We start from the raw sequence: 21,323 nt of genomic DNA on the forward strand, positions 1-21,323 counted from the left end.
ATGACTACAAGCCAGAGTAGCACCACCACGGCCATCGAGACAAAAATTGAAGCCGTTCTGCGGCAGCACGCGGAACAACAATTCGCCGAAGAGCTGGCTGAGTTGAGCAAAGTCGATACCCGTCAGCGACCACCCAACTGGAAGCTCTCGCCATGGGCAGTTCGCACCTATCTGATGGGTGGGAAACTCGACAACGGCTTTGTCGTCACGCCCAAATATGTCGGTAATGCGCGTCTGATGGAGATCGCCATCGCCACGCTGGCCACCGACCGCGCCCTCCTCCTCTATGGAGTTCCTGGTACCGCGAAATCCTGGGTGAGCGAGCACCTGGCCGCCGCCATCTCTGGCGACTCCACTCTGCTGATTCAGGGCACAGCAGGCACCGACGAAAATGCGATTCGCTATGGCTGGAACTACGCCCGTTTGCTGGTCGAAGGACCATCGGAGGCCGCGCTGGTCGTCAGCCCAATGATGCAGGCAATGCAAGACGGCAAGATCGCCCGCATCGAAGAATTGACACGTATCGCCAGCGAGGTACAGGATACCCTGATTACCATCCTGTCCGAAAAGACGCTGCCGGTGCCGGAACTGAACACAGAGGTCCAGGCCAAAAAGGGGTTCAACGTCATCGCCACCGCCAATAATCGCGACAAAGGCGTCAACGAACTCTCCAGTGCGCTCACGCGCCGCTTCAACACCGTTATCCTGCCACTGCCAAACACGATCGATGAGGAGATTCAGATCGTCGATCGCCGCGTGAGCAGTCTGGGCAAGGCGCTAGAACTGCCGGCCGAGAAACCAGCGCTAGAAGAGATTCGCCGCGTGGTTACCATCTTCCGTGAGCTGCGTTCAGGCATCACCATTGATGGCAAAACAAAGATCAAATCGCCCAGCGGCACCCTCTCGACCGCCGAAGCGATCTCGGTCATCAACAATGGACTGGCCATGGCTGGCTACTATGGAGACGGAGAACTGCACGCCGGCGACCTGGCTGCCGGACTGACGGGCGCAATCGTTAAAGACCCGGTGCAGGACCGCGTGGTCTGGCTGGAGTACCTACAAACCGTCGTCAAAGAGCGCGAGGGCTGGAAAGACTTATATCGAGCTTGCAACGAGGTGTTATAAGATGAGTATACATGTCTTTGGCATTCGCCATCATGGTCCGGGGTGCGCGCGTAGCTTACGCGCCGCCCTGGAAAAGCTCAAGCCAGATATCCTGCTGATCGAAGGTCCGCCCGATGCGCAAGAGGTGCTGCCATTTATGGAGCAGCCAAAGATGAAGCCGCCGGTCGCCCTGCTCATTTACGCGCCAGAACAACCCAAAAAAGCCATCTATTATCCCTTTACCCAGTTTTCACCAGAATGGCAAGCGCTCAAGTACGCCCAGAAAGAGCATATCCCGGCCCGCTTCATGGATCTGCCTCAGTCCATTCAACTAGCACGCGCCCAGGAGGGAGAGGAAAGCGCGGAGGTCGAGCCGAGCGCGCCGACCACGCGTAGCAAGGTCAAAAAGGCGCTGCGGCAGGGCAGCCTTGCCACAGTTGTGGCCCCTGAGGCAGACGAGCAGACGCTGTTGGAGGAGGATCCACTGACGCTACTGGCCCAGGCCGCCGGCTATACCGATCATGAGCTCTGGTGGGAGCGCCAGATCGAGCAGCGGCACAACGTCGTCGATCTGTTTGAAAGTATCCTGGAAGCCATGACGGCGCTACGCGCAGATGCAAGACCGCCCAAAGCAGAAGAGGCTCAGCGCGAGGCATATATGCGCCAGACCATTCGAGCGGCCCAGAAAGAACAGTTTCAGCGCATCGCCGTCGTCTGTGGCGCCTGGCATGCTCCCGTTCTGACCAATCCGGGTCCCGCTAAAGAGGATAGCGAGCTGCTCAAAGGGCTGGCGCAGATCAAAACCACGGCCACCTGGATTCCCTGGACATATTCGCGACTCTCTTCGCGCAGCGGCTACGGAGCCGGTATGGATGCTCCCGGCTGGTATGCTCACCTGTGGTCGGCCCGCAACCAGCTGACCACGCGCTGGGTCACCCGGGCAGCCCACTTACTGCGCGAGAAAGGATTGGATGCCTCATCGGCCAGCATCATCGAGGCGGTGCGCCTGACTGAGGCCCTGGCCGCCATGCGCGATCTTACCCAGCCAGGGCTGGCGGAACATAACGAAGCGATCCTGACCGTTCTATGCCATGGCGACATGGCCCCGATGCAGCTTATTCGCGACCAGTTGGAGATCGGAGACAAACTGGGAGAAGTGCCCAAAGAGACGCCAACGGTACCGCTGCAACGTGACCTGGAAAACTGGCAGCAGCGCCTGAGGCTCAAGCCATCCATTGAAAAAACAAAGCTGGAGCTCGACCTGCGTAAAGAGAACGACCGGGCGCGTAGCCAACTGCTCCATCGTCTGCAATTGCTCTCAATTCCCTGGGGCAAACAGGTCAATGTGAGAGGCAAAGCCGGTACGTTTCACGAGCACTGGCAACTACAATGGAAGGTCAATTTCGCCGTCGCCATCATCGAGGCTAATGTGTGGGGCAACACCATCGCGAGCGCGTCCACCAGCTATGTCACAGATACAGCCAGCAAACTAAACGAACTGCCCGAGCTGACCGAGCTACTGCAGCGCGTCATCCTGGCTGAACTGCCCACCGCCATCGATCAGCTCCTCTCTCTACTTCAGAAGCAGGCGGCCGTCTCAACCGACGTACGCCATCTGATGGATGCGCTTCCACCGCTGGCGCGGGTCGCGCGCTACAGCGACGTACGTCAAACCAGGGCTGAGCACATCTTGCCCATTATCGACGGCCTGTTTGAACGCAGCCTGATTGGACTGCCAGGAGCATGCTTCGCGCTGGATGACGACGCAGCCCAGGGAATGCTAAACAGCATCGACCATGTGCAGGACAGCGTCCAACTATTGGATCGTCCAGAGCAGCGCCAGGCCTGGCAAGCATGCCTGAAAAATCTGGCCGGACGCGACAGCATACACGGACTGGTGCGCGGACGCAGCTGCCGCCTGCTCCTGGACCAGCAAGCTCTGACCGAAAGCGAGATGCAAGAACTCATCCAGCTGGCGCTCTCACCGGCCGTACCCGTTACGCAAGCCGCAGCCTGGATCGAAGGAGTCGTGCGCGGTAGCGGACTCCTGCTCCTGCATCAGGATCATCTCTGGCGCGCCCTCGACCAATGGCTGAGCGCGCTCAACACCGACAACTTTATCCAGCTCCTCCCCATCCTGCGGCGCGCCTTCGCCAATTTCCAGGCACCAGAGCGTCGGCAGATGGGGGAAAAGGTCAAACAGCTTCATCGGCCGCTACAGGCCGATGGATACAGTGGGAAGGATAGTCAAACACCAATCAATCATGAGCATGCAGCCCACGTCTTACCAATGCTGGCACAATTAATGGGGGTGAAATATGGCAATTGATGAGAAAGAACAACTGCGTCGCTGGCGACTTATTCTGGGCAAACAGGATGCCGATCAAGGAGGTGGGACAGTTGACAGCCTCCTGGAAGGCAGCGATATAGATATCGATCAGGCCCTGGAGGCGCTCTATAATGCAAATTCAGAAAATTCGGAAGAACGCTCAGGAGGTCTGGGAGCTTCGGCCCCACAAGTGGCCCGCTGGCTGGGAGATATCCGCAGCTACTTCCCAACCTCAACCGTGCGCATCATGCAGCAGGACGCCCTGCAGCGCCTCAATCTCAAGCAGATGCTGCTAGAGCCAGAAATGCTTGAGCAGGTCGATGCCGATGTCCACCTGGTCGCCACGCTGCTCTCGCTCAGGCGCGTCATTCCAGAGAAGACCAAAGACACGGCGCGCCAGGTTGTGCGCAAAGTCGTCAATGAGCTGGAACGCAAACTGGCCAACCCCTTGCTGCAGGCAGTGCGAGGCAGTTTAAACCGGGCCACCCGCAGCTACCGGCCGCGCCAGAACGAAATCGATTGGGACCGCACCATCCGCCTCAACCTCAAAAACTATCTGCCCGAACAACGGACAGTAATTGCCGAGCGTCTGGTAGGTCACGGCCATAAACGCTCTTCGCTGCGCGACATCGTGCTGTGCGTGGACCAAAGCGGCTCCATGGCTGCGTCGGTCGTCTACTCAAGCATCTTTGGCGCCGTGCTAGCCACCCTCAAAGCCGTCAGTACACGTATGGTCGTCTTCGACACCTCTGTCGTCGACCTGACCGACGATCTGCAAGATCCCGTCGATCTCCTGTTTGGTACCCAACTAGGAGGAGGCACCGACATCAATCGAGCCTTGACCTACTGCCAGCAAGTCATCACCCGTCCCTCCCAGACCATCCTGGTCCTGATTACCGATCTCTACGAAGGCGGGGATAGACAGCGCATGCTGCGCCGGGCCGCCGAACTGGTCAGTTCAGGGGTACAGGTCGTCTGCCTGCTCGCCCTGAGCGATCAGGGAGCACCCATATATGACAAAACCAATGCCGCCGCCCTGGCCCAGATGGGCATTCCAACCTTTGCCTGCACGCCAGAGCTGTTTCCCGACCTGATGGCCGCCGCCATCCAGCGACAAGACCTCAACCTGTGGGCCGCCAAAAACGACATCGTCGTCGCCCGCGCAACGCCATAACTCATAGGTTCGGGCGAGGATGTCGGGGACATCATCTCCTTGCCCCGATTCCCCCTCCCCCCACGATGACGTCGATTTTAATGCGATATCGTTTGGAGGGGAGGTTTCATTTGGGCACCGCGTGGGCCAAGGTGTCGATGTAATAGGTACCGAGCGGTGCGGGAACCGGGTCGCCACGCTGCGGCGGGCGACAATCGGGGGCAAGCCCCGAACCTATGGGTTGTGCGGTTTGGGTGATTCGGGCTTGATTTTTGGGGTTTTTTCGGGTATAATTGATTTGTATTAAATTCCTCAAGGAGATTCCCACGTGTAACATGAGCATTCTACACCTCTGGTAGCAATTCAGCGGGCCGCATTTCCATTCAATATCATTAGCTTTTGCTGCTCCTGACTCTCTTTGCTATCAGCCTTCAGTGCTCATGTACCAATCGCCCTCTTTCAGCTAGTTGCATACTTGTAGCTTTTTTTGCGCTATCAAGCTTCTGCCTGCCGCCAAACTGCAACATCATATGAATGAAGTGTCGCGAATTACATGAGCAACTGCTATCTTCTTCGGCGCGAGAGGCTCATTCATGATCCCCTCTTGCTACTCCAGCGGCAGAAGTGAGGTGCTCACTCCATATGTTATTAACATGCAAAGAACTCACCAAATCCTATGGTATGCATACCGTTTTAGATGCGATATCATTCGTCGTCAACGCCACTGAGCGCATCGGCATCGTCGGCCCCAATGGTGTCGGCAAATCGACCTTATTGCGCCTGCTCGTTAAACAGGAAGAGCTTGATAGTGGAACGATAACCTATGCACCGAACATCGAGTTCGGCTATCTGCCCCAGACCACGCCGGACTTCTACGGGCAAAGCATCCAGGATTTGATCCTGGCCTCGGTTGGCAATCTCAAACTCCTGGAGGAGCAGATGCATACCCTGGAAGCAGCGATGGCCGGCGCTGGCGCGAACCAGCTCCCTTCCCTGATGGAAGAATACGCAGCGCTAACCACCCGCTTCCAGGATCGTGGAGGCTATGAACTAGACTATAAGATAGACTCGATTCTGGAAGGTCTACACCTGACCTATCTTGAACGCAGTCGCGCGGTCGAAACGCTCTCCGGCGGAGAAAAAGCGCGTGTGGGCCTGGCCACCCTGCTCCTGCGCTCACCCGAGATTTTGCTCCTGGATGAGCCGACCAACCACCTGGACTTTGCCAGCCTGGAATGGCTGGAGAGTTACCTCTCCACCTATCAAGGAGCGGTTGTCATGGTTTCGCATGATCGCCAATTCTTAAACAAAACCGTCAGTAAGGTGTTTGAAATTGATGAGCATAGCCATCAACTGCACACGTACAGCGGCAACTATGATGCCTATATCGAAGCCAAGCAGGCCGAGCGCAAGCGCTGGGAGGATGCCTATGAACAACAACAGGAAGAGATAAAGGAGCTGCAGAAGCAGATCCGTATCAACGGTCGGCAAGTAGGGCACAGCAACCGTCCAACGCGGGATAACGACAAATACGCCAAATACTTCTTCAGCCAGAACGTACAAAGCGCGGTCGCCCGCAACGTACGAGCCGCCCAGATGCAGCTAGAGCGGATCGAGGAGAATCCCATCCCAAAGCCACCCGAGCTGCTACGCGTACAGTCGCAGTTCCAGACCGAGCCGATCCAATCACAGATCATTGTCCGGCTGGAACAGATCACCAAAAGTTTTGGGCAGCGCAAGCTCTTTGAGCAGCTCAATCTAACCATTACCCCGCAAACGCGGATAATGCTGACAGGTCCCAATGGAACAGGAAAAACGACGCTGCTCAGGCTCATTAATGGTGATGAGGTCCCCGACAGTGGCTCTCTACAGGTAGTAGAGGGCGCACGGATCGGCTACCTGGCCCAGGAGCCCGCCTCGCTGGACAGAGAAAAGACGGTCATTGAAACGTACAAATACGGGCAAATTGGTTATGAAGGAGAATTTATTGGACGGCTGCTGGGATATGGTTTCTTTCGTCTAGAAGACATGCACAAGCAAGTCGGGCAACTCAGTGTGGGACAGAAGAGGAAACTAGAACTGGCCTGCCTGCTGGCGGCGCAGCCCAACGTGCTGCTGCTGGATGAGCCCACCAACTACATCAGCCTGGATGTGCTCGAAGCCTTCGAGTCAGCGCTCCTGCACTTTGATGGCCCGATCATCGTCATTTCACATGATCGCTGGTTTATCCAGCGCTTCGGTGGAGAAATCTGGCAATTGGTCGATGGTCGCATCGAGCGCGGTCAGCCTGGGGACGCTAATACCCCCATCCCTTTTTTATAGGTTGTTGCAGAAAGTGTGTCTGAAGTCCATCACCATGGGAAGCCAGGCGCCCCCATACGGGCGTCCGCATGCGCGGCCGCATTTTTTTATTCAGACAATGGTGCAAAAAAGCACGCTGAGCGTGCTTTTTTGCACCATTGTCTGAATAAAACTTTTTGAGCGCAGCAGGCGCATAGCGTCAGGGGCCGCAGGCACGAAACACATGCTTCTCAAACCCTTTTTGAGACGAAAAGATCAGGATTGGTGCAGAGATGCATCTTCAACGCTAGTATCAGACGAAGTTGAAGCGGAAGGAAGAGGTAATACCAGCGAAAACGTGCTCCCCTTACCTGGAGTACTTTCCACTTCGATGCGACCACCATGGCGCTCAACGATCTGGCGCGAAATATACAATCCCAGGCCAAAGCCCACGCTTGAGCCGGTCTGCACCTCAATACCAGGTACACGGTAAAAGCGTTCAAAGATAAAAGGCAGCATTTCAGGTGGTATGCCCGATCCCTTATCACTGACGCTGAGGGTATAGGTCTGCTCCTGCTTCGTCAATGTCACCTTAATTGGCGAGCCGGTAACAGAATATTTGCGCGCATTTGATAGTAAGTTTATTACCACCTGCCCCAATCGCTCCACATCTATTTCCGCCTCAAAATCCTCCTCCGGGAAATGGGTATGAATCACCGGCTGTGGATTCGTCCCCGACACATACTCATCAATCAGGCATTGTGTGAGCTCAGCAACATGGCGGCGCTGGCAACGCAAGTCAAACAGGCCTGTCTCAAGCGAAGAAATATTCAAGAGATCATTGACCAGCACTTCGATGCGACGAATAGAATTCTCCATACTCACCAGGCTGGCGACTTCAGGCGAGCTAGAACGTAACAGGCGGCGATGCAGCAACTGCGCCATCCCCTTCAGGCTGGAAAGCGGCGTCTTCAACTCATGTGAAGCAATACTAATAAACTCATCTTTGACCGCGTTAGCCTCCACCAGCTCGCGTGTTCGCTCCAGAACAGTCAGCTCAAGCGACCTGGCATGCTGCTCTAAAGCCTGTTGCTGAGCATAGACCTGCCGTCGCAGATGCCGTGACTGGGTCGCCCGGCGTAGGGCCGCAATAAAGTACTCTCGATCAATCGGTTTCTGAATAAAATCGTAAGCCCCACCGCGCAGAGCCTGGATCGCCAGATTATGGTCCCCGTGACCAGTAATCATAAGAGTCGGCGTCTCAGGCCGGATTCCCTGTATTCTTGACAGAAGCGCCAGGCCATCCATACCAGGCATCTTGATATCGCTGACAATAGCATCATAATCGTTGGCTTTTAAAAGCTCCAACGCCTTGACCGCGGTATCAGTAGTATCAACTTTTGCCCCAGGCATACGCAAATACAATGCCTGAGGAAGCGCCTGTAGCAAAGCTGTATCATCATCAACAATGAGAATATAGGCTTCTTCAGTCATAACAGCAAATCACTCACTTGACGTCTCATCCACATGTAGTGGCAGTTGGATCAAGAACGTAGCTCCACTGCCCGGATGGTTCTCCACCAGGATAGTTCCCTGATGCTCTTTAATAATGCCGTATGTAATTGATAACCCCAGGCCAGTTCCAGCACCTACATCTTTAGTGGTAAAAAATGGATCGAAGATACGTTGCTCAAGACCTTCCGATATACCAGGGCCAGTATCACTGATACAAATATTAACCCATTGCTCGTTCAGCGAACAAGTAATGGTAATCACCTTGCGGGGCATATCGGTAAGAGCATCGCGAGCATTAGTCAATAAATTAATAAAAACCTGCTCCAGCTGAATCGCATTACCGATCACAATCACATCTTGTGGTGGAAAGTCGATAATGATCTCAATCTGGCGCAGGCGCAGCTGCTCTTGCATCAAAGAGATCGAACTCTCGATTACTTCAGTGATCACCACCGGCTCACGACTCACAGACGCGGCGCGCCCGAAAGTACGCAAATGAGAAATAATCTCAGTCGCCTTGCGCACCTGCTGCATCGTGCTATGCAGTTCCTGCAAGATACGTTCAGGTTCGGTATCCGCCATACCCAGCTCAATTAAATCGATGGCATTCCCCACGAATAAACCAATATTATTCAATGGATTATTCAGCTCATGAGCGACGCCAGTCGTTAGCTCTCCCAGTGTCGCCAGCTTGCCCGCCTGAACTAGTTGTTCCTGCTTCTCACGCAGTTCCAACTCACGCCGCTGCACTTCCTCTGAGGTCTCCTTGAGATCGCTCATAATGTGGATCATCGCTTTACGACTTTTCTCAAGGCGCAAATTAGACTGATGAGCATCCTGAAGAATATGCATCAAGGCGCGGCGCGAATTATGCAGGCGCTCCGTCTGCTTAGCCAGGCGACTGCGATCGTGCTCATAATCGGCCAGAATATGGATCATCGCCTTACGCTGATCATTCAGCTTGCGATTAACCATATTCAAATCACTCAAAATATGCATAAACGCGCGTCGCCGCTCCTCGCTCTTAACGAGCCGCAGCTCAAGAGCAGCATTTTCCTCCAGAAGTTGCTGATAAGCGTCGTTCAATTGCTCAAAGCTCAGCTCTTGATAATCCGAAGGGGCTGACGCATGCGAAAGCACTACGTCCATTTACTCTGACCCCGCGCTTTTTCCAACTCGCGCCTTAAATTCTCAATCTCTTTCTCCAGAGCAATCATTTTCAACTCGCGGCCCACCACCACTTCCTCAAACTTCTCCAGGTCCAGAATCTTCTCCTGCAGCTCGGACTTAGACTCCTGCAAATCCTGCAAGATCTTCTCATACGCGCGCATATCGCGCAGGATGCCAATAGCACCAATGGTCTTCCCATCTGGATCGCGCAGGGCCGAAGCATTCAAGGTCGTCGGGATCACCTCATTAGAGGCCGAGCGAGGATTCAAGCGCGCATTGCGGGTTGTACCGCGCTCAATTACTTCCTTAAGGGCCGCCAGGAACTCACGCGTCTCATCGGGGCTAATAAAGCGCGACAGGGACTGTTCCAGAACCTCATCGGGTCGGAAACCAAGCAGTTCATAGACCGCGTCATTAGCCGACAAAATCTTCCCCTCCAGATCCGACACAAAGATCGGATCGGGCGCATTCTTAATCAAACTATCCGCCAGTGCTCGCGCCTTATCCAGCTCACGCATATCGCGCAGTATACCAATGGCGCCAATGGCCTTCCCATCGGTATCGCGCAAGGCCGAAGCATTCAAGGTCGTCGGGATCACCTCATTAGAAGCCGTACGAGGATTCAAGCGCGCATTTCTGGTTGATCCACGCTCGATTACCTCCTTGAGGGCTGCCAGGAACTCACGCGTCTCATCGGGGCTAATAAAGCGCGACAGGGACTGTTCCAGAACCTCATCATTGCGAAAGCCCAACAGTTCATAGACCGCATCGTTAGCCGACAGAATCTTCCCCTCCAGATCCGAAATAAAAATCGGATCAGGCGCATTCTTAATAATGATATCGGCATCCAGAGAAGCCAACGACTTGCTACTGGGCTGAGACAAAGTCGGAGTGTTCGGGGTAATATTATCAAGCATGGAATTCCTCCGCGCTACAACTAAAGTCTTGAAACAAAGCCACGCTCGAACCACAAAGCTCCGCCGCAGCTACCTAAAGTAGAGAAAACAACCATCTATGCCATTCACTCAAATGATATTGGAAAGTATAACAGAACTTTTTCCCAAAGCGCAAGAGTGGCATATGCCGCCCATGCAGCCAGGAATGCCTGCCGCCTATTTCCCCAGGAAAGTCACTCATGCACGACACAAAAACAAGCCCGCAATAATCGCCCACTCATATATAGTAATACTTACCTATACGCATAAAGATCGTCAAAAAACTACCATATAGTACCACACAACACCCACCACCACAGCTAAAACTGACCTGGCCCAAAAATGATCAACCACAAAAAAAATCAAAAAAACTATTGACTTCCGCATATAGATGCGGTATTATACATTCCGTCAACAACAAGCCGGTGTGGCGGAACGGTATACGCGCTTGTCTCAAAAACAAGTCCCGCAAGGGTTGAGGGTTCGAATCTCTCCACCGGCATAACCCCGCTTCTGGAGTCCATCGAGATCTATCCTGTGCTCAATTTCCCACTCAAATTCTACTGGTTTCCACGAAAATCCCTGGTCGTCTCCCCCTTTTCCTGTCAACTTTCCTGTCAGGATTCGGAGCTTGAGACGTGCATAAATTAAGGTAAGAACACAGCCCGCTACCAGCTAGCAGACAAAAAAGCAGACCATAACGAGAAGAGTTTTTTCTCGTTATGGTCTGCTTTGCGCCATATCCATGTTGTTTCTGTCCATAGCCCCACTACAGGAATTTAATTCACCTATTCAGCGGCAAAATTAGTGGGTGTTTACTCATGAAGAAAAGTATCGACTTGCGCGAAGGTTTCAGCCAGGGATATTCCCAAATGAGGGTTTTTTTCAATCAGCCCATGTATAAGTGGGAAAAGCTTAAATGCATATTCCCGTGTTTCCACAGTCAGCCAGGCTCGCTGTATTAATGCGATGAGGGCATGCAGGTCGTTCATATGTGCGAATGCATTGGCAATTACAAGCAAAACATCTACACGAGTAGATGCACGCTCAATCTCCCAGGTTACTGCTTCAGTTTGCCCGGCCAGGGCTGCTGCTTGTTCCCATTGCTGCACCTGCACCAACATTTCTACTATTCCACTCAAAACTCTTGCACGAGCAGATGCATCCTTGATCTCCCCAGCTACCACTGCAGCCTGTCCTGCTATCGCGACTGCTTGTTCCCACTGCTGTGCCTGTACCAATGCTTCCGCTATCCTACTCAAGGCGTATGCACGATCAGATGCACGCTCAATCTCTCCAACTACTACTGTAGCCTGTCCTGCTATCGCTGCCGCTTGCTCCCATTGCTGGACCTGTGCCAATACCCTTGCTATCCCACACAAGGCGTATACACGATGATATGCACTCTTGATCTCTTCAGTTACCGCAACTGCTTGCTCCCACTGCTGGACGAGCGCCCACACTTCTGCTATTTCACGTAAAGCTCCTGCACGAGCAGATGCATCCTCGATTTCCCTGGCCACCACTATAGTCTGCCCGGCTATTTTCACTGCTTGCTCCCACTGTTGCACCCGCGCCAACATCTTTGCTATTTCACTCAAAGCTCTTACGCGATCAGATGCATCCTCGATCCATCTGGCTACCGTTGCTGCCTGCTTGACTAGCGCTATCGCCTGGTCGCCTTGCTGCTCAAGGAGCATATCTTCGGCTATTTCACGTAACGATCTAGTAAGGTTATATAAATCATCTATCTCCCTATATACATCCGCAGCCTGCTTAGCTAGCATCGTGGCTTGCTCCCACTGCTGCGCCTGCACGAACGTTTTCGCGACTTCACTCAAAGCTTCTGCTCGATTTGATGTATTCTCGATCTCCCAGGCTACTGCTCTAGTCTGTTCTGCTATCGCTGCCGCTTGCTCCCACTGCTGCGCCTGCGCTAACACCTTTGCTATTCCACTCAAAGTTTCTACATAGTTGTATGGATCCTTGATCTTTCGAGCTACCTCTGCTGCCTCCCCGGCTATCGCTGTTGCTTGCTTCCTCTGCTGCGCTTGTACCGATACTTCCGCTATCCTACGCAAAGCTCTTATACGAGCAGATACATCCTCGATCTCTCTGGCTATCTCTGTCGCCTGCCCGGCCATCTCTGTTGCTTGCTCCCACTGCTGCGCCTGCGCCATCACTTTTGCTATTCCATTCAAGGCTCTTGCATGATTAGATGCGTTCCTCATTCTCATGATTGCCGCTTCTGTTTGTTTCATTACTATTGCTGCTTGCTCCCACTGCTGCACCTGCACCATCACTTCTGCCATTCCATTCAAGGCTCCTGCGCGAGCATACGGATCCTTGATCTTTCGAGCTATCTCTGCTGCCTGCCCAGCTATCGCTGTTGCTTGCTCCCACTGTTGCGCCTGCACCATCACTTTTGCTATTTCACTTAAAGCTCCTACACGATCAGATGCATCATCGATCTCCCTGGCCACCGCTATGGTCTGCCCGGCTATTTTCGCTGCTTGCTCCCACTGCTGCGCCTGCACCAACGCTTCTGCTATCCCACACAAAGCGTATACACAGTCATATGGGTCCTCGATCTCCCTGGCTACCCCTACAGCCTGTCTAGCTACCACTACTGCTTGTTCCCACTGCTGGACCAGCACCAATACTTCTGCTATTTCACGCAAGGTATGTGAGCGATCAGACACACTCTTGATCTCTCTGGCTTCTGCTATAACCTGTCCGGCGATCGTTGCTGCTTGCTCCCACTGTTGCGCCCGCGCCAACACCTTGGCTATTCCACGTAAAACTCTGGCACGAGCAGATACATCATCGATCCGCCTGGCTAGCGCTACTGCCTGCCTGGCTAGCGCTACCGCCTGGTCGCGTTGTTGCATCTGCACCAATGCTTCCGCAATCCAACACAAGACGATTGTACGATCATATGCCCCTTTGAACTCTCTGACGACTACGACCATCTGTTTCCACCGCTGGGCCTGCGCCAACACCTTTGCCATGCCAATCATAGCTTTTGCATGATAATAGGCATCGTCAATCTCCCTGGCTACCACTATGGCCTGTCCAGCTATTTCTGCCGCTTGCTCCCACTGCTGGGCCTGCGCCAGCGCTTCGGCTATTGCACACAAAGCACTTGCACGAGCAGATGTATGCTCCATATGTTGAGCAATACTTATCGCCCACAGAAACATTTGCATGCCTTCGGCTTGCTTTGAATCTTCCACATAATGAAGCCCAAGCAAATTTACTATGGTAATACGCTTCTGATGATCCGTGATGAGCTCTATTAAGCCAATCACCTCCTTTTCACGGTGCAAATGCAGCATTGCACGAAAAAGACTTTCTGGATAATGATCGACTCGGATTCTCAAGCTCCCTCGCAATAATGTATACTTCCATAGAAACGGAAAGGCTGTAATATCATTATCAATCTCTTTCCCATAATTGATAGCAGCCCACTGTCCTAAAATAAGATCTTGCATATACAACCGATTGGTCTGATCATACCTGCCTTTTTCTTTGCCATAGATCCCATCATCAAGCACCTGAAAGAGCTTTTCATATTGACGGGCTGCATAGAGATGTTCGATATAATGATATCTGGCATACGCACGCCGCCCTTGCTCCCGTGTATTCTGAGTATCTTCCCATATATGCGTAAGTGATCCGTGCTCACACCACGTCACAAACGTATCATGCCACTGCTCTACATCATCAGCAGTAAACACAAAATCTTTTTCAGGTCGCCGCTCATCCTGGCACAGATATTCCTGTAATTTCAAATGAAACAGGCTATAACAATGTTGCTCGCTTTCACGTAAAAGACCACCTAAGCGCATGATACCATCGCGCACACGATCCCCATCCAGGTCCAGTATGTGCTGAAGGTGCCACACTGCTAGCGGCTCTCGAGATGCGAACAAGACACCTAGCATAGGCTTAATCACTTCACGCCACTCTAGCGGTTGCTGTTTGAAGCGGGTGATAGCGAGGGTAAAAACATTATCTGGATTGTTCGCAATGTTCACCATAAGCTCTTGAGGGGAAAGGCCTGGATTCCCATGCAGTTCTTTGGCCACCAGATCCAGATACAAGGCGTTCTCATCCATCGCCTGATAGAACCGATCTACCATGTGACGCTCAAGGATAACGCTGCGGTGCTGCAGAATCAGGTCAAAGTCCTCGCGCTGCAAATTGGGAAGTTGATACTGCTCGTGGGGCTTCAATAAGACCAGGGGACGTAAGGCGTCATCGGGTCGCGTAGCCAGGACAAAAACAATGCCCGCTGGGGGATTGGTGGGCAAGAAGGAGAGATCGCGCACGCCATTCATATCCTCCTCGATCTGATCCAGGCCATCTATGAAGATGATTTCCTGTCCCCCTTTGGCCGCCACTTCGCGCAACACATTGGGGAAATAATCGCGTAGCATCGCCCGATTTTCCGCCGAGACATAGATGTCCGAGAGTTGATATTTCAGGACCAGACGAGCCATGAGATTACGCAGCAATCCTACCTGATGATCCGGACCAGGATTGAAGGGGATAAAATGAAAGGGCACCTGTTCTCGGCCATAGCCATCGACCAGTTTGGCCATGATGCTGCTCTTCCCCTGTCCCGCCTGGCTCGTGATGATAACATAGCCGCCCGTTGGCATCTTGTCAGCGATACGCTGTTGCAGTTCGGCGACTTCCTGTTCGCGACCCACAAAGCTCTCCAGACGATCGCGGAGAAAGTCGCTATGATCAGCCAGCATAGCCCGGACATAGGCTTCTTTTTCAAGGGTCGGTGACGTCCGAGGCAGGGCTGATGTCTGCTCCGATAAGGGCCTGACAAACTCGGGATAGCAAACGATCTCAAAGACGTCATGCTGGATACCACTGAGTACGGGACGCTGCGCCTCGGGCAACTGCTGGGAGAGATACTCAAACAGAGTATTAACGATCAGCCAGCCATCACGCCGCAGCGCTTGCGGTGCCTTTCCTTGCAGGGCCTGCAACAGATAATAGGTGAAGCGGCCATGGCCATGTTTTACGGTTTCGACCGCAACCTGTTCAGGCAGGCAACTGAGCAAGGCGACGCGTCCGGTGCTCTTGCTATCCAGCATCTTCTGCATGTGCTGCTGGACAGCCTGTTCACCACCTGAGCGGAAGCCTGCGAACTCGCCGCTATAGCAGCTATCAAAGAGGAAGAGGCGCTTGCGCGATCCCTGGCCCTCGAAATACTCGCGTCGCAGTCGCTCCATCCCCAACGCATCACGCGTGCGCAGTGAGCGTCGCTGCTCTAATTGCTGAGGGTCAAAATCATAGCTAGCCAGGAAGACATCACGGGTGTCATCTTTCTCAAAATAGAGGGGAACGCCATGGCCTGCGAAGTAGAAGACCACCAGGTCGTTCTCCTCAGCCCGATCAGTCATCTCGTTGAGCGCCTCGTTAATCGCCGCCAATGTCGCTTGTTCGCCCAGTAAGAGCACCCGATTATCCTGCTCAAAGCCCAGCGTGCCGAACGCTTCATCCATAGCCTGGGCATCGTGTTCGGCAAAACGCAACGAGTGGAGTTCGGAGGATGGTGCATAGGTGTTGATCCCGACACAAATAGCATAGCGTTTGTAGGTCAGCGTTGACGGCTCAGGCATAGTCTTCTCTTCTACTCTCTGTTACAGATACTACGGATTAATACATAAAAATGCATATATGCATTATATATCACAAATGGGTAAAGCTCCTCAAAGTTGACGTATATAGCAATGGCGTAGCAGTCTTTCGCAGCATATGAATGAGCAGGATTTGCAGCACCCTTATTACGTTCTATACAATTAACGCATGCGCATTTTTACTCGTCCTAAATAGGGTTGTCATCTGGAAGGTGGTAAACCATGAAGAGATCTACTATTCGGTCAGCAACGGAAAAGGACATTGATGAACTGGTTTCTCTGTACATCGATTTTCATGAGTTCCATGTACGAGGAGTCCCCGATCGATTACATAAGCCCGATGCCTATGACGAGACAACGCTACGAAATACCTTGCGTGAGTTGATACAGCGCCAGGATGCTCAAATTTTTGTTGTTGAGGGAGATGCAGGGAAACTGATAGGGCTCGCCGAAGTGTATGTGCGCCAGGATGAACCACATCCACTCTCGATCGCTCACCGCTATGGGTATCTGCAAAGTCTTTTGATTGCTGAACCATTCAGAAAAGGCGGACTGGGAAAACAACTCGTTGCAGCAGCGCATCAGTGGGCCAAAGAACAGCAGGCAACAGAGATGCGAGTCGAGACCTGGGAGTTCGCCGAGGGGCCGCTCTATTTCTATGAGACACTCGGCTACCGCACCTTGAAACGCGATCTCGTCATCAACTTCGATTGAGAAACGACTTTATAGAGCCCATGGACATAGGTCAGGACAAAAACAAAGAGAGTATAATAGCACATTCTTTTTCGCATATGAGCCTGTTTTTGGCGACATCGCCGTCGAAGAACAAGCCCACAGCAGAAGAGACAGCCTTCCTCATTACTCTCAAAATAGGGGAAAGAAAGAGAAATGACTGAAGAAGACATCGAACAAGAAGTGACCTTTTTTCGGCAGGCCATCCTGGAAGCTATTGCACGTATCGATCCGCGGTTTTCCTGGAGCCCTGAGGTTCCAGAGTGGTATCGACGCATTGAGAGGTTGGCCCAAGAAGATCGCAGGCATTTTCGAATGTTGAGTGCCAAGCTACTTCAAGATGAGAATCACGAGGTCTGTGTAGGTGCGATACTATTACTTTCATCGCTTGGTATAAAAGACAACGTACTCTCGTTGGATTTAGTGGGGATCGCCATGAAGCAGAAAGCGCTGAGAAAAGAAGCGATTGAAGCACTATGGGGTATATACACCTACGCCGTTCTTCCTCAACTCTTTCTGTTCGCTTAGAAAGATTACTCAGATGCGTTATACATGGTAGCTCGACTGATCCGAACTCCTGAAGAGATTGATAGAGGGATTACCATCGCTCGGAACCACATTGCTGCGAAAGAATACTACTTACGTGAAGCAGCTCTTTTTTGCTTCAAAGGTATTCCTCAATCCAATTTGAGGCAGAACGAATATTAGCTGTGGTCCAAATATATTTAGATGAGCTGTTTATCGATGCACTCAAGGAGGCCCCTCCAGAGGTTGTGCTAGAACCGTTGAAAGCATTAAGATCCACAATCGACGAAAAATATGCAGAATATAGGGACTTATCGTTTACTATTGATAAGCTTGAGCAAAAAATGCGTAAAGAAGATGAGTAAAATGTGCCATTGATACCTTTGAGGTATATAACATTTAACTTTGATGATGCCAAGATTTCACTCAGCGTCTCCAGGAGATCCTCAAAGGGCCTTTTGATATTGTGGGGTCATTGCAGCGAGCATATACATTTCAACAGCTTGCGCAAGAGACCTTCCTTAAGGTCAACGGTTGATCGACGAGAGCGAGGAAGGACACTCTGTGGATGATGAATATCTGGAGCCAAGCACTGGCGCATTATCATTGAGTTTTTGAACAGGAACAAGATGTAGTCCCTTCGCCCAACCCAACTAAACGGTATAGCCAGAACGCCATCATGTTCGCCTGCAGACCAATTCAGGTAATGAATACGTGGAAATATCGGGTCAATTTTCCTTCCAATACTATCTGCAACAGCTTTACCGTTTTTGATTGGCTACGTGAGAATAGCTTGTTGATGATACTTGCAATTTGCAAGTAAATTACTGCGACATTCCTTTTAAGGAGAAAAACGTGAGAAAAATAGTTGCTTCGATGCTCATGGCTATGGATGGTGTTGTTGAAAATCCACAGATGTGGACTGTTCAATTTCGGAGTGAAGAATCACAAACATATAAATTCGATGAGCTTTTTGCCAGTGATGCACTCCTTCTGGGGCGCATCACCTATCAAGACTTTGCAGCCGCCTGGCCTGGTGCTACTGGTGCATATGGAGAAAGAATAAACAGTATGCCCAAGTATGTTCCAACCACCACTTTGCAGGAAGCTGAGTGGAATGCCACCCTTATCAAGGACAATGTTGTAGAGGAAGTTACCAGATTGAAACAGGAGTCTGGTCAGGACATATTGATCTTTGGTAGCCTTGAGCTCATTCACTCGCTCATGCAAGAGGATCTCATTGATGAATACCGTCTCATGGTCTTCCCCATTGTCGTAGGAAACGGGAAGCGGCTTTTTCATGGTGAGAGCCAGCAAAAGGAATTCAAACTTGTTCAATCGCAAACATTCGGCTCTGGTGTCGTGGTACTCACATACGAGCCAAATCGAAAATAAAGAAGAAGTGAGGGTCCTACCTCATATTTGTGCATTACCCGTTGACGCGATTTCTCGCAGTATTGATGAGCACCGCGAGCTTACAATGCCCAAGTGTATCATCCAGTTCATGTAGGTGATACAATGAGCATCAGAGACAAAAGGAATGGAAGAACAGAAACGCCAGGGGATCATTGAGGCAGCAACAGAGCATATTGTTGCTCCCATAAAGACGCTACCAGGTAAGGAGAAAAGATCCGGTGCCTCCTTCTGCACACACAACGATACCACTTGAGCCAAAGGCGATACGCCAGCACATTCGCGCACTGATTCGCCACCAGTATCGCCTGCATCCACAAGAGGCAACCCGTCAAACCCATGCGGTGCTCAATGAGATCTGGCAATTCGTAACATTTGCGTCCATACAGCTACAAGCACATAAACAGAAGCAGGCACTCCTGACTCTCAAGGCTGTCACTGATGTCTTGACCGAGCAATGGATGCATCTCAACGATATCCATGGTGAGGTGAGCGCTTTCTTTCAGGATCTCACCAGGGTGTGGACCGAGACAGTGCTCCAGGTTGATTTGACAGCTACCGAACACAAACGTTGGGCAAAACAGATAACGATCTGGCAGACACGACTTGCTGACTGGCATAGCATACACGAAGCATTTGCGGTTCCGCAGGCTGCTCTTCGTGAAGGCTGGGATTATGGTCCCCTCCAACGTATTTTACAAGGGATAGAGCTCCAACAGCGACCCTGGGAAGGCGAGATTCCTGCCTATGCGCCTCTGCTCACACAGGCTCGCCTCACCGTGTTGGAGCAACAAGGGAAGTTTCAGGAATACCTGCATCTGGCCAAAGCAGAAGACCAGACCAGAGCATATGTGACCATGCTTGTGCGACAGGGACAGATCCCTGAAGCGATCGCTTATGGACAGCACCATCTGACAACAGCCAAGGACGCACTGGCAGTGGCTCAGGCGTTGTGGGCGCATGGCGCGCAATCAGCAGGTCTTCAGATCGCCGATCTTGGCATCACCCTTGATGGCGACCACGTCCCACTTGCCATCTGGCTGCGTGATCAATCCTGGCGTATGGGAGAGCAGACGCAAGCGATGAGAGCAGGCGAGGTGGCCTTTCAGGGTGAGCCTACGCTGAAGCACTATCTCTCCCTCGCCCGTATTGCCGGAACACACTGGCCCGAATACCGTGCCAGGCTCCTGGATAGTGCGCGTCAGGCTCCTTCTACCACCGATGCCCACAACTTACTGCAGATCTTTTTGCACGAGCATCTTTTTGAGGATGCCATTGCTGTGCTGCAAACGGATAGGAGACACACTTTGGTTGCATTGGTCGTAGACGCCGCACTTAAAGAGCAGGCCGTCCTGGAATGGGTTGTCCAGGCGTGCCGCCAGCAAGCCGAACATATTATGAACGGAGCCAAAGCATCCTACTATCAGGCCGCAGCAAACTGGCTCACGAAAGCACGTACAGCCTATCACCTGTTAGGACAAGATGACACATGGCACGTCTACCTCGCGGATCTGATAGAGCGGCATCAACACAAGTCGAAATTATTGCCTCTATTGAGAGCATTAGCATGAACGTATCAACGTTCTCACCATAGGTTCAAGATGAGAGGAGTCACACCCATGGATACCTACAACCAGGACAAAATAGACGAAGTGGTCCTCGCCCTACTGCAACTGACGCTCCATGATTCCTACCGCGCCTGGAAAGGATTTGACTGGGATGTCCTCAATAGACTCTACGAGAAGGGATGGATTGAAAATCCCAGAAATAAAGCAAAATCTATCGAGTTCACCCAGGAAGGACTGGTCCAATCCAAGCACTTCTTTGCGCACCATTTTGGCCTTGAGCAGACATCTGAAGAATAGTTTTCCGCCATTCTACTGCGGCTGTCGTGTCGCCCACGGAAAGGTCATGCCGCCAGTCATGACCTTGCAGGGCTTCTGATACATTCACGAAAAAGGAAAATAGAATGCTTCTTTACTTTGCAGCTCCCCTCTTTTCACGTGCGGAGCGCCTGTTCAATGATGACTTGGCACAGTGCCTGGAAGCGCACGGCTTCACTGTTTTCTTGCCCCAACGAGATGGTGTCGAGAAAAACAAACCACCCTACGACGCCATGGCACCAGAAGAACGTCGACAAGCACTTTTCCACCTCGACATACAGCAGATTCTAGCCTGCGATATCTTTTTGTTTGTACTTGATGGCCGGGTACCCGATGAAGGAGCATGCGTGGAGCTTGGTATAGCCTATTGCCAAAGAACACTCCAGCACAGCCGGAAATTGCTGCTTGGCTTACAGACTGACAGCCGAGCAGCTTTCCTGGGTTCAAAACTCAATCCAATGATCCGGGTCCCACTCGATGGTATTGCCCCAGATGCAGACACCTTGTTTGACATGCTCCAACTCTACCAGACAACGGGAAGGATAAACGTATCAGAATAGCGTTGAAGGCAGGCTTCTCAAAAAAGTTCTTTCTCTTTTCGGCTCCCATCATTTCTAGCAC

General features: G+C 52.1%; 14 protein-coding genes and 1 tRNA gene. 11 read left to right on the forward strand and 4 right to left on the reverse strand.

Annotated features, from left to right (window positions below; translation table 11 throughout):
• The 4 genes from JMI88_RS34950 (at position 1) to abc-f (ending at position 6,908) form a co-directional block, all read left to right on the forward strand.
• Positions 1 to 1,125, forward strand: a complete 1,125-nt coding sequence (locus JMI88_RS34950; RefSeq protein ID WP_236023198.1) for an ATP-binding protein — start codon at positions 1 to 3, stop codon at positions 1,123 to 1,125.
• 1 nt (position 1,126) lies between these two features.
• Positions 1,127 to 3,433, forward strand: coding sequence for a DUF5682 family protein (locus JMI88_RS34955; RefSeq protein WP_201366663.1), 2,307 nt, complete (start codon positions 1,127 to 1,129; stop codon positions 3,431 to 3,433).
• Entirely contained in the window at positions 3,423 to 4,607 is a 1,185-nt protein-coding gene (locus JMI88_RS34960) for a VWA domain-containing protein (RefSeq protein ID WP_201366664.1), read from the forward strand. Before JMI88_RS34955 ends, JMI88_RS34960 begins: the two co-directional genes overlap by 11 nt.
• Before the next feature lie 621 nt (positions 4,608 to 5,228).
• On the forward strand, positions 5,229 to 6,908 hold the full coding sequence (gene abc-f, locus JMI88_RS34965) for a ribosomal protection-like ABC-F family protein (RefSeq protein ID WP_201366665.1): 1,680 nt from the start codon (positions 5,229 to 5,231) through the stop codon (positions 6,906 to 6,908).
• Between the two features lie 234 nt (positions 6,909 to 7,142).
• On the opposite strand, the gene JMI88_RS34970 is transcribed toward abc-f, so the two are convergent.
• The 3 genes from JMI88_RS34970 to JMI88_RS34980 are packed head-to-tail and all read right to left on the reverse strand — an operon-like array spanning position 7,143 to position 10,468.
• Complete coding sequence (locus tag JMI88_RS34970; protein WP_201366666.1) at positions 7,143 to 8,360, reverse strand: hybrid sensor histidine kinase/response regulator; 1,218 nt, start codon at positions 8,358 to 8,360, stop codon at positions 7,143 to 7,145.
• 9 nt (positions 8,361 to 8,369) lie between these two features.
• On the reverse strand, positions 8,370 to 9,530 hold the full coding sequence (locus tag JMI88_RS34975) for a sensor histidine kinase (protein ID WP_201366667.1): 1,161 nt from the start codon (positions 9,528 to 9,530) through the stop codon (positions 8,370 to 8,372).
• Positions 9,521 to 10,468: a PAS domain-containing protein gene (locus JMI88_RS34980; RefSeq protein WP_236023199.1), complete on the reverse strand. Its 948-nt coding sequence runs from the start codon at positions 10,466 to 10,468 to the stop codon at positions 9,521 to 9,523. The genes JMI88_RS34975 and JMI88_RS34980 overlap by 10 nt, the downstream gene beginning before the upstream one ends.
• A 439-nt stretch (positions 10,469 to 10,907) precedes the next feature.
• On the opposite strand from JMI88_RS34980, the gene JMI88_RS34985 reads away from it, so the two are divergent.
• A tRNA-Leu gene (locus JMI88_RS34985) sits at positions 10,908 to 10,988 on the forward strand.
• 313 nt (positions 10,989 to 11,301) lie between these two features.
• On the opposite strand, the gene JMI88_RS34990 is transcribed toward JMI88_RS34985, so the two are convergent.
• Positions 11,302 to 16,131 (reverse strand): caspase family protein, encoded by a 4,830-nt coding sequence (locus JMI88_RS34990; protein ID WP_201366668.1) that lies wholly within the window; start codon positions 16,129 to 16,131, stop codon positions 11,302 to 11,304.
• Positions 16,132 to 16,371: 240 nt separating this feature from the next.
• Between JMI88_RS34990 and JMI88_RS34995 the strand changes: the two genes are divergently transcribed.
• The 6 genes from JMI88_RS34995 (at position 16,372) to JMI88_RS35020 (ending at position 21,262) form a co-directional block, all read left to right on the forward strand.
• Positions 16,372 to 16,863: a GNAT family N-acetyltransferase gene (locus JMI88_RS34995; protein ID WP_201366669.1), complete on the forward strand. Its 492-nt coding sequence runs from the start codon at positions 16,372 to 16,374 to the stop codon at positions 16,861 to 16,863.
• A 174-nt stretch (positions 16,864 to 17,037) separates the two neighbouring features.
• Complete coding sequence (locus JMI88_RS35000) at positions 17,038 to 17,409, forward strand: hypothetical protein (RefSeq protein ID WP_201366670.1); 372 nt, start codon at positions 17,038 to 17,040, stop codon at positions 17,407 to 17,409.
• 852 nt (positions 17,410 to 18,261) lie between these two features.
• On the forward strand, positions 18,262 to 18,801 hold the full coding sequence (locus JMI88_RS35005) for a dihydrofolate reductase family protein (protein ID WP_201366671.1): 540 nt from the start codon (positions 18,262 to 18,264) through the stop codon (positions 18,799 to 18,801).
• Positions 18,802 to 19,040: 239 nt separating this feature from the next.
• Positions 19,041 to 20,390: a hypothetical protein gene (locus JMI88_RS35010; RefSeq protein WP_201366672.1), complete on the forward strand. Its 1,350-nt coding sequence runs from the start codon at positions 19,041 to 19,043 to the stop codon at positions 20,388 to 20,390.
• Positions 20,391 to 20,438: 48 nt separating this feature from the next.
• Positions 20,439 to 20,684 carry a DUF6429 family protein gene (locus JMI88_RS35015; protein ID WP_201366673.1) on the forward strand — a complete coding sequence of 82 codons (246 nt, stop codon included), beginning with the start codon at positions 20,439 to 20,441 and terminating at the stop codon, positions 20,682 to 20,684.
• 104 nt (positions 20,685 to 20,788) lie between these two features.
• Positions 20,789 to 21,262: a nucleoside 2-deoxyribosyltransferase gene (locus JMI88_RS35020; protein ID WP_201366674.1), complete on the forward strand. Its 474-nt coding sequence runs from the start codon at positions 20,789 to 20,791 to the stop codon at positions 21,260 to 21,262.
• The last annotated feature ends 61 nt before the right edge of the window (positions 21,263 to 21,323 follow it).

The organism is Dictyobacter formicarum, assembly GCF_016587435.1.